This is a genomic window from Terrabacter aeriphilus, from assembly GCF_039542985.1.
In the GTDB taxonomy this organism is placed as follows: Bacteria; Actinomycetota; Actinomycetes; order Actinomycetales; family Dermatophilaceae; genus Terrabacter; species Terrabacter aeriphilus.
In genome coordinates this window covers 299,363-314,132 of sequence record NZ_BAABIW010000009.1, presented here as the reverse complement: position 1 = coordinate 314,132, position 14,770 = coordinate 299,363, and the positions used below count along the sequence as shown (strand labels likewise).

Sequence of the window (14,770 nt, the reverse complement as noted above, 5' to 3'; positions counted from 1 at the left end):
CGGTCATGAACCGAGCGACCAGCGTCTTCGTCTCCGAGCCCGGCGACCGCAGCGTCCTGCAGGTGCGCGAGCACGACCTGCCGGACCCCGCTGAGGGAGAGGTGCAGGTCGAGGTCGGCGCCGCGGGTGTCAACTTCATCGACGTCTACAAGCGCCAGGGCGTCTACCCCGTGCCGACGCCGTTCGTGCTCGGCGAGGAGGGCGCGGGCACCGTTACGGCCGTCGGGGCGTGCGTCACCGACCTGGCCGTCGGCGACCGCGTGGCCTGGTGCCAGTCCGCCGGCAGCGAGTCGACGCTCGTCAACAAGCCGGCCCACCTCGTCGTGCCCGTGCCCGACGCCGTCGACCTCGAGGTCGCGGCGGCCACGATGCTGCAGGGCCTGACGGCGCACTACCTCGTCACGAGCACGTATGCCGTCAAGCCCGGTGACGTGGCGCTCGTGCACGCCGCCGCCGGTGGCGTCGGGCAGCTGCTCGTCCAGATGGTCACGGCCCGCGGCGCGACCGTCGTGGCGACCGCCGGCACCGACGAGAAGCTCGAGATCGCAAGCGAGCTCGGCGCGCAGCACCTCATCAACTACACGACCTCCGACGACCTCGCCGCCGACGTGCGGCAGGCGGCCGGGCGCGGCGTGGACGTGGCCTACGACGGCGTCGGCGCGTCGACGTTCGACGCCTCGCTCGCCTCGCTGCGCCCCCGCGGCATGATGGTGCTCTTCGGCGGTGCGAGCGGCCAGGTGCCGCCCTTCGACATCCAGCGGCTCAACCGCAGCGGCTCGCTGTTCCTGACGCGCCCGACGCTGGCCGACTACGTCGCCGACCGGGCCGAGTACGTCTGGCGCGCCGGCGAGGTGCTCGGAGCCGTGGCCGACGGGTCGCTCCGCATCGACGTGGGCGGTCGCTACCCGCTGTCCGAGGCTGCCGCGGCCTACGAGGCCCTCGAGGGCCGCCGCACCACCGGCAAGCTCATCCTGGTGCCGGGCGCATGAGCCGCACGCTCCTGCGGCACGACCGCATCTGGACCGGCGACGCGACCACGCCATGGACCGACGCGCTGCTCGTCGAGGACGGCCGCGTCGTGGCCGTCGGCGCCGATGCCCGCGAGGCCGGCGCCGCGTCGACCGTCGACCTGCCCGGTGCGCTCGTCATGCCCGGCCTGCACGACGCGCACATCCACACGGCGTGGCTCTCGCGTGACCTCGCCTCGGTCGACCTGCGCGAGGCACGCTCGCTCGAGGAGGCCCTGGAGCTCGTACGCGCCCACGCCGCGACGCTTCCCGCAGGCGAGTGGCTCCACAGCGGGCGCTGGAACCACAACCGGTGGGCGGTGCCGGTCCAGCCCGACCGCCACGCCCTCGACTCGGTCTCCGGTGACCGCGTCGCCGCCCTCGCGAGCGTCGACGGCCACACGATCTGGGCGAACTCCCTCGCCCTGCAACGCGCCGGGATCACCCGCGACACCCCCGACCCCGTCGGCGGCGAGATCGCGCGCGACGCGACCGGCGAGCCGACGGGCATCCTGCGCGAGTCGGCGCAGGAGCTGCTCGACGTCATCCCCCGCGACGAGTCGCCGCTGCGACCGTGGCTCGAACGGTGCCAGCAGGCGCTGCTCGCCGTCGGCCTCACGAGCATCACCGACATCGACGGCGAGGACGCCCGGGCGGCCTACGCCGACCTGCACGCCGATGGCCGGCTGCGGCTGCGCGTCACGAAGTGCACCCGCGACCCCGACCTCGAAATGGCCGTCGCCGAGGGCAGGCGCTCGGGGCAGGGCGACGACACCTTCCGCGTCGGGCCCGTCAAGTTCTTCAGCGACGGCGCCCTCGGGTCGCACACGGCCCACATGACCGAGCCGTTCGTCGGCCACGAGGGCTGCGGCATCGCAGCGATGCCCTACGACGTGCTGCTCGAGCGCACCCTCCTCGCGGCCCGCAACGGGCTGGACGTGGTCACCCACGCCATCGGCGACGAGGCGAACCGCCTCGTGCTGGGCACCTTCGAAGCGGTGCGGGCCGAGGGCCTGGACGTCCTGCTGCGCGTCGAGCACGCGCAGCACGTGCTGCCCGTCGACCTCCCCCGCTTCCGCGCGCTCGACGTCGTCGCCTCGATGCAGCCCAGCCACTGCACGGCCGACCTCGAGCTGGCCGACGCCATCATCGGCCCGCGACGGCTCGCCTCGTACGCCTGGCGCAGCTTCCTCGACGCGGGGGTGCGCCTCGCCTTCGGCTCGGACGCCCCGGTGGAGGACCCGAACCCGTTCTTCGGCCTGCACGCCGCCGTGACGCGCCAGCGCGCCGACGGGCACCCGTTCGGGGGCTGGCGGCCCGAGGAGCGGATCACCCTGACCGAGGCGGTGCACGCCTTCACGGTCGGCGCCCACGAGTCGGTCGGGCGCACCGACGTCGGACGCCTCGCCCCGGGCCAGCTCGCCGACCTCGTCGCGATCGACCGCGACCTGTGGGCCCTCGAGGCGACGGCGCCGGGCGAGATCCGCGACACCGCCGTGCTGCAGACGTGGGTGGGCGGGGAGCTCGCGTACGAGCGCGGCTGAGCCGGACGGCATACGGCGGCGGCACGGGCGACCGACCTGACCGTGGCTCCGGCCGACGACCGTTGCTCACGCGGGTGGCTCCGGCGTGCTGCTCGCTGCGCTGCAGGGGGCATTCAGGCCCGGGCAACGGTCGTCGGCCGGCGAGCGGCACCCCGGCGGCGGACGAGGTCGAGCCCCAGCGCGGCGTCCTGTCGTGACGCCGCCCGGGTCAGCACCGACGTGACCCAGCCGGCACCGAACATCGCCTGCACCCACGAGACCCGGATGACGAACCAGTCGGCCAGGACGAGCTCGGAGTAGCGCCAGCAGTCGGCGTCGATGACCCGAGCGCTCGTGTGGAACTCGTGGCTGTCGGCCTCGACGACGATGCGCAGCTCGCGGTCGACGAGGTCGGGGCGGATGCGCCGACCGCCCAGGCGGATCCGCACCTGCGGGGTCAGGCGCAGGCCCGGCACCTCCGAGGAGAGCGCCCGGACCACCGACTCGAACGCGTTCGCGGGCCGCGGGCTGGCGAACCACGCGACGTCGTGCGCGGCGTCTCGTCCCCGTCCGGGCAACCGCTCCGCCGCCCGCAGCAGGTCGACCTGCTGGAGTGTGCCGTCCCGCAGGGCCGAGTCCGCGATGCAGAGCGCCTCGTCGAAGGGCAGCGTCGTCGCGCAGTCCATGACGGTGCGCAGCGGCGTCGTGCGCCAGCCGTCCACGTCGCCCGGCGCGAGGGGCCGCCACCGGATGCGGGCGACCCGCTGGTCCTCGGCGCCGACCTTGCGGCCGCGGGGCACGACGAGCTCGGGTCGCGGCGGCGGGACCTTGAGCGACCAGCCGTAGGAGGCGGCAGCGCTCCGCAGACCGACGATCGCGGAGAGCCGGTGGGCCTCGACGCGAGAGGCGTCCGCCGTCCCGAGGGCGTAACGCCCGCGCGCCACCCGGTGCAGCACGCCCGCCCGGAGCGCGTCGTCCAGCGCGGCACGGCCGCAGGCGGCTCTCAGCTGACCGTGCGAGGCCACGCCGCCGAGGCGCTCCATCGCGGTGAGGACGTCCACGGCGTCAGCATGGCGATGCGGCTCGGCCCGGCCGGCTCGTCGTCCACAGGCACACGGACGACCGTTGCTCGCGCCGCTCCCCCGACACGCCGCAGCCGCCCCTGCTCCCGGGGAGAGCAGGCGACCAACGGTCGTCGGTCGGCAGGTCGTCGGTCGTCGGTCGGCAGGTCGGCAGGTCGGGTCTGCGTGGTCGGGTCAGGCCGGCACGAGCGCGAGCAGGAGCGTGGCGAACCACGTGAGGCCGGCCACCGCGAGCAGGAAGAAGCCGATGACGGCCATGTTGCCGGCGCCGTCGGCACGGGACACGCGACGCCGGCGGCGACCGGTCACCACGAGGGTCACACCCGCGACCACCCACACGAGGCCGATCAGCAGGCCCGCGAGAACGCCTGCGTCCCAACGCATCTCAGCGACCGCAGACGAGGACGGTGCGCATCACCAGAGGGCCGCGACGAGCACGTTGGCGACGGCCGCGCCGCCCGCGACGTCGAGGAGCGGGCCCGTGTCGCGGCCCTTGCGGCCGCGCGCAGCACCGATCTCCGCGGCGGCCAGCACGCCGAGGGCGATGACGAGCTTGACCGCGATCTTCGTGTTGTCGACGGTGTGGTCGTCGTCCGTGATCGCCGACGCGATGCCGACGAGCAGCAGCCCGGTCACGAGCTGCGCCCGGGCGCCCCACACGATCGGTGCGATGACGGTGCGGCCGCTGCGCACGGCGATCCATCCGCCGACGACCGCGGCCATGCCGAGCAGGTGCAGCGCGACAAGGATGTTGTAGACGAGGTCCATGGCCGACATCCTACGGAGCGTCGGAGCGGTGGCCCTCCTGCCCCTTTCCCGCCATCCGCAGCAGGTCGTCGAGGCGCCGCCACGACGAGCTGAGCGGGTAGCCGGCGAGCTCGGGTGGGCGCACCCACCGGGCGTCGGACGTCGTGCCGCCGACGTCGTGGACGACGGCCTCGGTCGGCTCGGGGCACGTCGCGGCGTAGACGATGCGCACGGCGTGGAAGTCCTCGAGCCCACCGGCGGGTGCGCGCCCGACCCAGTGCTGCGACTGGACCGTGAGGAGACCACCGAGCACGATCCGCTGCCCGGTCTCCTCCCACACCTCACGGTGCACCCCGGTGGTCGGCGCTTCCCCGACGTCGAGCCCGCCACCGGGCAGCCCCCAGTCGCCGGCGACGTGGGTCTGGGCGTTGAACTGCGTCAGCAGCACTCCCCGGACGCTGGTGACGACGGCGTATGCCGCCACGCGCTGGTGCGGTTCTCCGACCTCGTCATGGGCGACCCCTGCGTCGCGGGCCGGGCCCTCACGGCGCGGGTGCTCACCGTCGAGGGCGCGCACGAGGTAGCCCAGCTCGAGCGCCCCGTCGTCGGCCAGGTCGGCGAAGGCGGGCGCGTCGATCGCCCACCCGGCGCGGCCGAGCACCACCTCGGGGTGCTCGCCGTGGCCCAACGGCGCCTCCACCAGACGGTCACCGGCGCCGGTCGTGGCGACCACCCGGATGCCGCCCGGCACGTTCGACCTCATCGGCGCGCCAGCCCGACGGCACGCTCGTACTCACCCACGGCGAGCCGGGCCACGCGCGACCAGTCCTGCGCGGGCGGGTGGCTGACGTTCCACGACCGCATCGTCTCGAGTGCCTCCCGGTCACGGGCCAGCAGCGCGATCGACGCCGCCATCTCCGCGTCGCTCGACACGACGAAGCCGTTGACGCCGTGCGACACGAATTCACTCACGCCAGAACCGGATCGGCCGATGACGGGCAGACCCACCGTGCGGGCCTCGAGGGCCGCGATGCCGAACGACTCGAGACGGGCGGGTGAGAGGTAGACGTCCGACGCGGCATACCTGCTCCGCAGCTCGTCGCGCGAGACCCGCCCCGGCAGCGAGACCCAGTCGAGGTCGTGCTCACGCACGAACGCCTCGACCTTGCGCCGGTCGGGGCCGTCACCGAGGACCGTGAGCGTGAGCGAGCCGGGTCCGGCCTGCCGTGCGGCCTCCGCCACGAGCTCGACGAGCGCGGCGGGGCGTTTGCGCGCGGCGAGGCGCATCGCGGTGACGAGGCGCAGCGGGCCGGGCGAACGCCCGACCGTCCCGACCGTCCACCGGTCGACGTCGATGCCGTTGGGCAGCACCCCCACGGACGCACCCGGGCCGACGAGACGCCGCAGCGGCTCGGCCGCGACGTCGGAGACGGCCGACATGGCGACGCCCCTCGCGGCCCACCGCCGGATGAAGCGCAGACCACCGAAGACGGGCGCCACACCGGCCAGCATGCAGTGCCACGTCATCGCCGTCGGCAGGCCCAGGCCGAGCGTGACCCGCGTGCAGTCCCAGGCGAACGGCGAGACGACCCCGGTCTGCACGTGCGCCACGTCGAAGCCGCCGGCCACGAGACGGCGGCGCAGCTCGGCCGGCGCGCGCGGGTTGACCGGCAGCTCCCACGGCATCCGCGCGGCGAGCCGGTGGACGGGCACGTCGTCGACGACCGTGACCGCGCCGTGCATCTCGCCCTCGGGGCCACGGGTCGCCGTGAACACCTCGACCTCGTGCCCGGCGATGACGAGGTGCTGTGCGAGGTCGTGCGTCTGCACCTCGATGCCCCCGAGCCGGGGCAGGTAACAGTCGGAGAGCAGCGCCACCTTCACGGGCCCCACTGTGCCATGGGCCAGAATGGGGCCTCGTGCCGCACACGCTCCTCGCCTTCCACGCCCACCCCGACGACGAAGCCCTGCTGACCTCGGGGACGATGGCGCGCGCCGCCGCCGAGGGCCACCGGGTCGTCGTGGTCGTCGCCACCGACGGCGAGCTCGGCCTCGCGTCCAGCGACTACACGGGCACGGGCGAGCTCGCCGCGACCCGCATGGACGAGCTGCGCGCGAGCGCCCGCGCGCTCGGTGTGGCACGCGTCGAGCACCTCGGCTACGCCGACAGCGGCCTCGGCCCGGAGGTGGCCCCCGACCCGCCCGGCGCCACCCGCTTCGTGCGCGCCGACGTCGAGGAAGCCGCCGCCCGCCTGGCCGCGATCCTCCGGGAGGAGGCGGTCGACGTGCTGCTCAGCTACGAGCCCAACGGCGGCTACGGCCACCCGGACCACCGCCAGGTGCACGTCGTCGGGGCCCGGGCCGCCGAGCTGGCAGCGACGCCGAGGGTGCTCGAGGCCACGGTCCCGCGCGACACCATCTGCCGGGCCATCGACCTCGCCGCCAAGGTCTACCGCTTCCCGCCGGAGTTCGACCGGTCGAGCTTCGACCGCGCCTTCTCCGCCCGGAGCGAGATCACCCACCGGGTCAACGTGCGTCGCCACGTCGCCGCGAAGCGGGCCTCGATGCGCGCCCACGCCTCCCAGGCGACCGCGGACGGCGGCGCCGACCGCACCCTCGCCGCCTTCCTGCGCATCCCCCGCCCGCTCTACGACCTCGTCTTCGGCCGCGAGTGGTTCGTCGACCGCTCCCTCCCCCCGGGCTCGGCGATCCGGCGGGACGTCTTCGCCGACCTGCCCTGACTTGTCGGGAGGCGCTGGGTCGTCAGCCACCCGACCGTCGGGTGTGAGGTCACTCGCGATCGGCCGCCGACGCAGGCGCGTGGGCGGACGATGAAGGTGTGACCGGATGGCGCGGCCGCGCGCCGGCCGCCTTCTTCCTCGGCTCGACGGCTCTGCTCGCCGGCGGCGCGATCGCCGCCGCCCGTGGCGCCGACGAGCTCTCCCGCGGCACCTGGGCCGTGGCCACGGTGCTCGGGCTGGCGCTCTCCCTGCTGTGGACCGTGCGCTCGCTCCTCGACCGGCGCGCCACGGTCGACGTCATCGCCGTGCTCGCCCTCGGCGGCGCGCTCTGGGTGGGTGAGCAGTTCGCCGGCGCCATGGTCACCGTGATGCTGGCGAGCGGACGCCTGCTCGAGGCGCGCGCGTCCGCCCGCGCCGACCGGGAGCTGCGCCTGCTCGTCGAGCGCACCCCGCGCACGGCCCGGCGACGCGACCGCGATGGCGTCACCCGCGTCCCGGTCGAGCAGGTCGCGGTCGGCGACGTGCTCGTCGTGGGGACCGGCGAGGTAGTGCCGGTCGACGCGCGGGCGCTCACGGCGGGGACGTTCGACGAGTCCGCGCTGACGGGCGAGCCCATGCCCGTCGACCGGCCCGTCGGCGACGACGTGCGCAGCGGCGTCGTCAACGCGGCGGCCCCCGTCGACCTCGTCGCGACCTCGACCGCCGACGAGTCGACCTACGCCCACGTCGTGCGCCTCGTCGAGCAGGCCCAGGCGGCGTCGTCGCCCTTCGTGCGCACGGCCGACCGCTTCGCGGCGCTCTTCGTGCCGTTGACGCTCGTCGTCGCCGCCGTCGCGTGGGCGATCGCCGGGTCGCCCGAGCGCGCGGTCGCGGTGCTCGTGGTGGCGACCCCCTGCCCGCTGCTGCTCGCGGCACCCGTCGCGATCATGTCCGGCCTCTCGCGCGCGTCGCGGATCGGCGTCGTGGTCAAGGGCGGGGCCGCCCTCGAGGCGCTCGCCGCGGGCGAGGTCGTGCTCTTCGACAAGACGGGCACGCTGACGCGCGGCCGGCCGGAGGTGACGTCGGTCGTGCTCGCCGCCGAGCCCCCAGGGGCCGAGTCCGTCTCCCCCGCAACCTCACCCATTCCGTATGCCGTGTCGTGTGCCGTGTCGTCCGACGAGCTGGTGCGCCTCGCCGCCTCCCTCGACCAGGTCTCGCCGCACCCGCTCGCCAGCGCGCTCGTGCGCGCCGCGCGCAGCCGTGGTCTCGCCCTCGAGCTGCCGACCGACGTGCGCGAGGTGCCCGGCCACGGCCTCGAGGGACGTGTCGGGGGTGTGGCGGTGCGCCTGGGCAAGGCGGGGTGGATCGTCGGGACCGGCGACCCGGCCTGGCTGCGCCGCGTGCACCGGCGCGCCGCCCTCGACGGGAGCCTCACCGTGTTCGCCGCAGTCGACGGCCGGCCGGCGGGTGCCTTCCTCCTCGAGGACCCGATCCGCCCCGACGCGCCCCGCATGGTGGCGGCCCTCCGCCGCGCCGGCATCCGGCGCACGGTGCTGCTGACCGGCGACCGGGCGGAGGTCGCCGAGAGCGTCGGGAGGATCGTCGGCACCGACGCCGTGCTCGCCGACCACGACCCCGCGCAGAAGCTCGCCGCCGTGCACGAGGAGTCGGCGACCGCCCGGACGATCATGGTCGGCGACGGCGTCAACGACGCACCGGCCCTCGCCGCCGCAGGGGTCGGCGTCGCGCTCGCCGCGCGCGGCGCCACGGCGTCGTCAGAGGCGGCTGACGTCGTGCTGTCGGTCGACCGGGTGGACATCGTGGCGGATGCCATCCTCATCGCCCGCAGGTCGCGGCGCATCGCCGTGCAGGCGGTCGTCGTCGGGATGGGGCTCTCGCTCGTGGCGATGCTCGTGGCGACCGCCGGCCTGCTGCCGGCCGCGGCGGGTGCCGTGCTGCAGGAGGGCATCGACGTCCTCGCCATCGGGATCGCGCTGCGGGCCCTGCTGCCCACGCGGCTGCACTCGGTGCCGATGTCGCCGAGCGACGTGGCGACGGCGGCGCGGCTGCGGCACGCGCACGACGCCGCGGCGGCCGTGGTCGATCAGGTGCGCGACGTCGCCGACGACCTGCGCACGCACGACTGCGACCTCCGGCCGGCGCGGGCCCTCCTCGACCTGCTCGAGCACGAGCTCGTGCCGCACGAGCGCGCCGACGAGGAGGAGCTGATGCCCATCGTGGCCCGCGCCCTCGGCAGCTCGGCAACGACGACGATGAGCCGCACGCACGCCGAGATCGAGCACCAGGTCGCCCGGCTGCGCCGGCTCCTCGAGGGCCTCGACGACGCCGAAGCCGCAGACGTCCCGACGGAGGTCTCCGCCGACGACGTCACCGAGCTCCGGCGCCTGCTCTACGGCCTCTACGCCGTGTGCCGGCTGCACAACCAGCAGGAGGAGGAGGGCGCCTTCGCCCTCGTCCCGGCTCCGTCGGGGACAGCGCCGTCAGCGCACGAGTCACACTGACGGCATACCGAATCACCTTCAGGCAGAAGGCTTCTCGAAGACGATCGCCATCGGGGTCTGTTCCGATCCCTGGCCGAGCGGGTTGTCGGCGAACATCAGCTCGTAGCGCTCCTTGGTGCCCGGCGCGTCCTTGCCGAGCACGTTGCGGCCGATGTCGTTGGCGTCCATGACGACGGTGCCGCCGAAGGTGTCGCGGTAGGCCTCGGGCACCCGCGCACGGATCGCCCGCGACAGCGCGGCCGCCACGTCGTCGGGGTCCTTGGGGCCGAGCTTGGCCGAGACGTTCGCGGGGTAGACGGAGTACTCGGTCGGGCCGTCGATCGCGCGGATGTCGCCACCGACGAGGTCGTAGAAGAGTCCCCGGCGGCCGATGACCTTCCCGACCGCGCCGCCGGCCGAGGCGAGGAGGACGCGGGGCAGCCCGGCCTCCTCGATGGCAAGCTGCATGGTGAAGGGTGAGCCGAGCCCGATGCCCGCGGGCGTGCGCGTCACGTAGCGCGAGAGGACCCGGGCCGGTCGACCCACCTTGATGTCCCAGATGAAGAACGAGCGACCCTGGCTGATCGCGACGATCTTCTCGGAGATGAAGAAGAACCACCGCCCGCCCGTCGCCGCGGCGTGGTCCGCGCCGGCAGTCGGCAGGCCGGCGAAGAAGCGGTCGACGTAGCCGAGCGCCTTGGCCTCGAGGTCGTCCTCGCGGGCGAAGAGGTCGGTGCGCAGCGGGTAGCGGCGCACGGTCGTGCCGTCCGCGGTGACGAGGTCGAGCTGCTTGCGCGCGTTCGGCTCGTAGTCGGTCTTGACGTGCTCGACCTCGACGTCGTCGTCGGGCTCGCGCTCGTCGAAGAACTCCTGGAGCCACAGCTCGAGGTTGAGCAGCCGCCACACCGTCATCGAGTCGATCGAGTTCGTGCCCTTGATCCAGCCCTCGAAGGCGTGCAGCACCGCGGTCTGGTCGACGTAGGGGCGGTTGGCGAACGACTCGGAGAGGAACTCGCCGTAGATGTGGTTCTTGAGCCGCATGAACCACTCGCCCTGCGGCGTCGTGGCGCCCACCTTGTCGCGCCGCTCGACGACGGAGTCGGGCAGCAGCCCTCGCATGGCGTCGCGCAGGACCCGCTTGCCCATGCCGTCCTTGACGAGCGCGTCGTCGCCGAGGCCGAAGACGAAGCGGACGAGCTCGCGGTCGACGAAGGGCGTGCGGACCGACACCCCGAAACGACGGGCGTTCTTGTCGGTGTAGCGCAGGCGGGCAGGCAGCGAGCCGGTGAAGACGTCGTCGAGCAGCCGCGCGCGCAGGCCGGAGGTCTCGACGGCGTAGCCCTCGTCGCTGTGGGCGCGTGCGAAGTCGGCATCGAGCAGCGAGGTGACCGGCACGTCCTTGCGGCCGTGCAGCCGGTCGCCGATGGCGGGGCGGCCACGCCGGTAGAGCACGTCGAGCGAGTGGCTGAGCTCGGTCGCCGCGAGCGCCGTACTGCGGGAACGCAGCTCGCGCAGGTGGATGAGGTGGTGCGGGCCGAAGCCGGCGAGGGTCTCGTCACCGCCGTGCCCGTCGAGCACCACGGCGTCACGGTCGGCGGCCTCGCGCAGCACGCGGTACTGCGTGTAGGCACCCGTCGAGACGAGCGGCTCCTCCTGGGTGCGCACGAGGTCGCGCAGGTCCTTCTTGAACTCGGTCGGCGTCGGCTCGATGCGGTGGGCGTCGACGTGGTCGCCGAGGGACGCGAGGACGGCGTCGACGTGCGCCACCTCGTCGTTGCGCGAACCGGGGTAGACCGCCGACCACGCGTCCTGCGTGGGCTCGGCGTCGGGCCGGCCCGGCTCGTGCTCGACGGCGTCGACGAGGGCGGCGACGGCGGCCGAGTCGATGCCGCCGGAGAGCGCGGTGCCGACGCGACCGGTCGAGGGGACGCGACGTCGCACGGCCGCCGTCAGCAGGTCGCGGAACTCGTCGGCGACGGCGCGGGAGTAGGGCCGCGGCGTGCGCGCCAGCTCGGCCAGCTCCTCCCGGAGCCGGGTGTACGGGCGGCGCTGGAGGCCGTCGGGCCCGATCGTGACGACCTCCCCGGCGCCGACGCGCTCGATGCCGGCGAAGAACGTCGCCGGGCCGTCGTCGTGGACCCGGAAGCGGAGGTAGCGGTAGATGGTGCGGTCGTCGGGCCGGCGGTCGTGGTGGCCGCTGTCGAGGATGCCCCGGATCTCGCTCGCGACGAGCCACCCGTCACCGGCCGGCGCGACGTAGAGGGGCCGCACCCCGAAGTGGTCACGCACGAGCGTCATACGGCGGGCGTCGCGGTCCCACACGACGAGCGCGAAGGCGCCGTCGAGTCGGTCGAGCCCGTCGGTGCCCCACTCCGTGAAGGCGGCGAGCACCACCTCGGCGTCGCTGCCGATGCCGAAGTCGTGGCCCAGCACCTCCAGGTCGGCCCGCAGCGCGCCCCGGTTGTAGATCTCGCCGTCGAGCGCCAGCGTGAACCGGCCGCCGCGGCTCGTCGCGAGGCGGCCCACACCCCCGTCGTCACGAGCGGCGCGGGCGCCCAGGCCCGCGTCGCCGTCGTGGGCCGTGGCTGCCGCGGCCGCCCCGGGGTGCGCTCCGAGGAGTCGCTCGATCAGGGCCTCGTCGGCAGGGACACCCACGTGTCCGGCGATTCCGCACATGAGTTCCACCCTAGTTCCACGGAAGAGGTGCGCCGGACGCCGCTCCGACGCGCGGACACCGCGCGAAGCCCGGCCGAACCGGCCGAACCGGCTGAACCGGTGGGGCCGGCGCCGTCGTCCTCGGGTGGGGGTCCACTCCCCCGTCCGTGACCGACAGGAGCCTGACATGCACACGATCTCCCGCACCGCCGCGTTCGTCGCCGGAGCCGTCATCGGCGTCTGCGCCCTCGCCGCCTCGTCGAGCGCGTCCGCCGACGACGGTGGCGCCTCCCGGGGCGACGTGCTCCGCGCGTCCGTGCAGGGCAGCCAGCTCGCGGACCCGCCCCTCTTCGGGCTGACCCGCGGCGGCGCCCCCTGGGTCATCTCGGAGGGCACGGCCCGACTGCGCGCCGACGGTCGGCTCCGCGTCGAGGTCGAGGGCCTCGTCATCCCGACGACGGGGATCAATCCCCTCCCCCTGGTCTCGGCGACGGTGGCCTGCAACGGCATGGCGCTCAAGCCGACGGCGACGGTCCCCTTCAGCACCGCCGGCAACGCGGTCATCGACACCAGGGTGACGCTGCCCGCGCGCTGCCTCGCCCCCGCCGTGCTGCTCAACCCGAACGGCAACGCGGCCGTCTACATCGCCGCCACCGGCCGCTGACCCGGGCCTCCACCGTCGAAAGGCCACCTTTCGCGGGTCCTCAACCGTCGAAGGGCCACCTTTCGCGGGTCCTCAACCGTCGGAAGGCCATCTTTCGCGGGTCCTCGAGCGTCGAGAGGCCAGCAGCGCACAGTGGCCACTCGACGCATACGCACCCGCAAAGGGTGGCCACTCGACGGGTGGGGGGCCGCAAGAGGTGGCCACTCGACGGGTGGGGGCCGCAAGGAGTGGCCTTTCGACGGTCAGGGGGTGGGGGTCACTCCCACTCGATGGTGCCCGGCGGCTTGCTCGTGACGTCGAGGGCCACCCGGTTGACCTCCTCGACCTCGTTCGTGATGCGGGTCGAGATGGTGGCGAGCACGTCGTAGGGCACCCGGGCCCAGTCGGCCGTCATGGCGTCCTCCGACGCGACGGGGCGCAGCACGACCGGGTGGCCGTAGGTGCGGCCGTCGCCCTGCACCCCGACCGACCGCACGTCGGCGAGGAGCACGACGGGGCACTGCCAGATGTCGCGGTCGAGGCCGGCGCGGGTCAGCTCCTCGCGGGCGATCGCGTCGGCGCGGCGCAGGATCGCGAGCCGCTCGGCGTCGACGGCACCGATGATGCGGATGCCGAGACCGGGGCCGGGGAACGGCTGGCGCCACACGATGACCTCGGGCACGCCGAGCTCGAGGCCCACCTGGCGCACCTCGTCCTTGAAGAGCGTGCGCAGCGGCTCGATGAGTGCGAACTGGAGGTCGTCGGGCAGCCCGCCGACGTTGTGGTGGCTCTTGATGTTGGCCGCGCCCTCGCCGCCGCCCGACTCGACGACGTCGGGGTAGAGCGTGCCCTGCACGAGCCACTTGACGGGGTGCTCCTCGTCGCCGCGGTCGTGCACGACGTCGCGCGCGGCCTGCTCGAAGACGCGGATGAACTGCTCACCGATGATCTTGCGCTTGGCCTCGGGGTCGGTGACTCCGGCGAGCGCCTCGAGGAAGCGCTCACGCGCGTCGACGACGACGAGGTCGACGCCGGTCGCCTGGACGAAGTCCTGCTCGACCTGCTCGGCCTCCCCTTCGCGGAGCAGGCCGTGGTCGACGAAGACGCACGTCAGCTGGTCGCCGATCGCCTTCTGCACCAAGGCCGCCGCCACCGAGGAGTCGACACCGCCGGAGAGCGCGCAGAGCACGCGGTCCTCGCCGACCTGCTCGCGGATCGTCGCGACGAGGTCGTCGACGACGTGGCCGGGCGTCCACTCGGGCGTGATCCGGGCGCCCTTCCACAGGAAGTTCTCGAGCACCCGCTGGCCCTGCTCCGAGTGGAGCACCTCGGGGTGCCACTGCACGCCGTAGAGCCGGCGCTCGTCGTCCTCGAAGGCCGCGACCGGGGTGCCGGCCGTCGAGGCCGTCACGGCGAAGCCCTCGGGAGCCGCGCTCACCGAGTCGCCGTGCGACATCCAGACGGTCTGGCTCGGCGGCTGGCCGTCGAAGAGGGTGGACGCGACGTCGCTGATGGCCGCGTCGGTCTTGCCGTACTCGCGGGCACCGGTGCGCGCCACCGTCCCGCCGAGCGCCTGCGCCATCGACTGGAAGCCATAGCACATGCCGAAGACCGGGACGCCGGCCTCGAGCAGCGCGGGGTCGAGCCGGGGCGCGCCGTCGTCGTAGACCGAGCTCGGGCCGCCGGAGAGGATGATGGCCGCCGGCTCCTTGGCCAGCATGTCGGCCACCGCCATCGAGTGGGGCACCACCTCGCTGTAGACCTGGGCCTCCCGCACGCGCCGGGCGATGAGCTGGGCGTACTGCGCACCGAAGTCGACGACGAGGACGGGATGTCCCTGCAGGTCGGTGGGCGTCTCGGTCGGCAGGTCGGTCGGCACGCTGTCGGTCACC

At 74.2% G+C, this 14,770-nt stretch carries 12 protein-coding genes; 5 read left to right on the top strand and 7 right to left on the bottom strand.

What is annotated here, in order from left to right; genetic code table 11:
- Positions 1–5 precede the first annotated feature (5 nt).
- A complete protein-coding gene (locus ABD979_RS06475) occupies positions 6–989 on the top strand; it encodes a quinone oxidoreductase family protein (RefSeq protein ID WP_345506629.1) in 984 nt (327 codons plus the stop codon).
- Entirely contained in the window at positions 986–2,551 is a 1,566-nt protein-coding gene (locus tag ABD979_RS06470; protein ID WP_345506628.1) for an amidohydrolase, read from the top strand. The genes ABD979_RS06475 and ABD979_RS06470 overlap by 4 nt, the downstream gene beginning before the upstream one ends.
- Positions 2,552–2,664: 113 nt before the next feature.
- On the opposite strand, the gene ABD979_RS06465 is transcribed toward ABD979_RS06470, so the two are convergent.
- The 5 genes from ABD979_RS06465 to ABD979_RS06445 all read right to left on the bottom strand — a co-directional run bounded on the left by ABD979_RS06465 (position 2,665) and on the right by ABD979_RS06445 (position 6,243).
- Positions 2,665–3,591 (bottom strand): hypothetical protein, encoded by a 927-nt coding sequence (locus ABD979_RS06465; RefSeq protein WP_345506627.1) that lies wholly within the window; start codon positions 3,589–3,591, stop codon positions 2,665–2,667.
- 195 nt (positions 3,592–3,786) lie between these two features.
- The gene (locus ABD979_RS06460) at positions 3,787–3,996 is read right to left on the bottom strand and encodes a hypothetical protein (protein WP_345506626.1); all 210 of its coding nucleotides are present in this window, start codon (positions 3,994–3,996) and stop codon (positions 3,787–3,789) included.
- A gap of 30 nt (positions 3,997–4,026) precedes the next feature.
- Positions 4,027–4,380 carry a hypothetical protein gene (locus ABD979_RS06455; protein ID WP_345506625.1) on the bottom strand — a complete coding sequence of 118 codons (354 nt, stop codon included), beginning with the start codon at positions 4,378–4,380 and terminating at the stop codon, positions 4,027–4,029.
- 10 nt (positions 4,381–4,390) lie between these two features.
- The gene (locus ABD979_RS06450) at positions 4,391–5,122 is read right to left on the bottom strand and encodes an NUDIX hydrolase (RefSeq protein ID WP_345506624.1); all 732 of its coding nucleotides are present in this window, start codon (positions 5,120–5,122) and stop codon (positions 4,391–4,393) included.
- Positions 5,119–6,243 (bottom strand): glycosyltransferase, encoded by a 1,125-nt coding sequence (locus ABD979_RS06445; protein ID WP_345506623.1) that lies wholly within the window; start codon positions 6,241–6,243, stop codon positions 5,119–5,121. The genes ABD979_RS06450 and ABD979_RS06445 overlap by 4 nt, the downstream gene beginning before the upstream one ends.
- Before the next feature lie 35 nt (positions 6,244–6,278).
- Here ABD979_RS06445 and ABD979_RS06440 point away from each other — a divergent pair, with 35 nt between their 5' ends.
- On the top strand, positions 6,279–7,100 hold the full coding sequence (locus ABD979_RS06440) for a PIG-L deacetylase family protein (RefSeq protein WP_345506622.1): 822 nt from the start codon (positions 6,279–6,281) through the stop codon (positions 7,098–7,100).
- Positions 7,101–7,198: 98 nt separating this feature from the next.
- The gene (locus ABD979_RS06435; RefSeq protein ID WP_345506621.1) at positions 7,199–9,601 is read left to right on the top strand and encodes a heavy metal translocating P-type ATPase; all 2,403 of its coding nucleotides are present in this window, start codon (positions 7,199–7,201) and stop codon (positions 9,599–9,601) included.
- A gap of 18 nt (positions 9,602–9,619) precedes the next feature.
- On the opposite strand, the gene ABD979_RS06430 is transcribed toward ABD979_RS06435, so the two are convergent.
- Positions 9,620–12,235 (bottom strand): asparagine synthase-related protein, encoded by a 2,616-nt coding sequence (locus ABD979_RS06430; RefSeq protein ID WP_345506620.1) that lies wholly within the window; start codon positions 12,233–12,235, stop codon positions 9,620–9,622.
- Positions 12,236–12,422: 187 nt separating this feature from the next.
- Here ABD979_RS06430 and ABD979_RS06425 point away from each other — a divergent pair, with 187 nt between their 5' ends.
- Positions 12,423–12,899: a hypothetical protein gene (locus ABD979_RS06425; RefSeq protein WP_345506619.1), complete on the top strand. Its 477-nt coding sequence runs from the start codon at positions 12,423–12,425 to the stop codon at positions 12,897–12,899.
- 256 nt (positions 12,900–13,155) lie between these two features.
- On the opposite strand, the gene guaA is transcribed toward ABD979_RS06425, so the two are convergent.
- Complete coding sequence (gene guaA / locus ABD979_RS06420) at positions 13,156–14,769, bottom strand: glutamine-hydrolyzing GMP synthase (RefSeq protein ID WP_345506618.1); 1,614 nt, start codon at positions 14,767–14,769, stop codon at positions 13,156–13,158.
- Position 14,770: the final 1 nt, after the last annotated feature.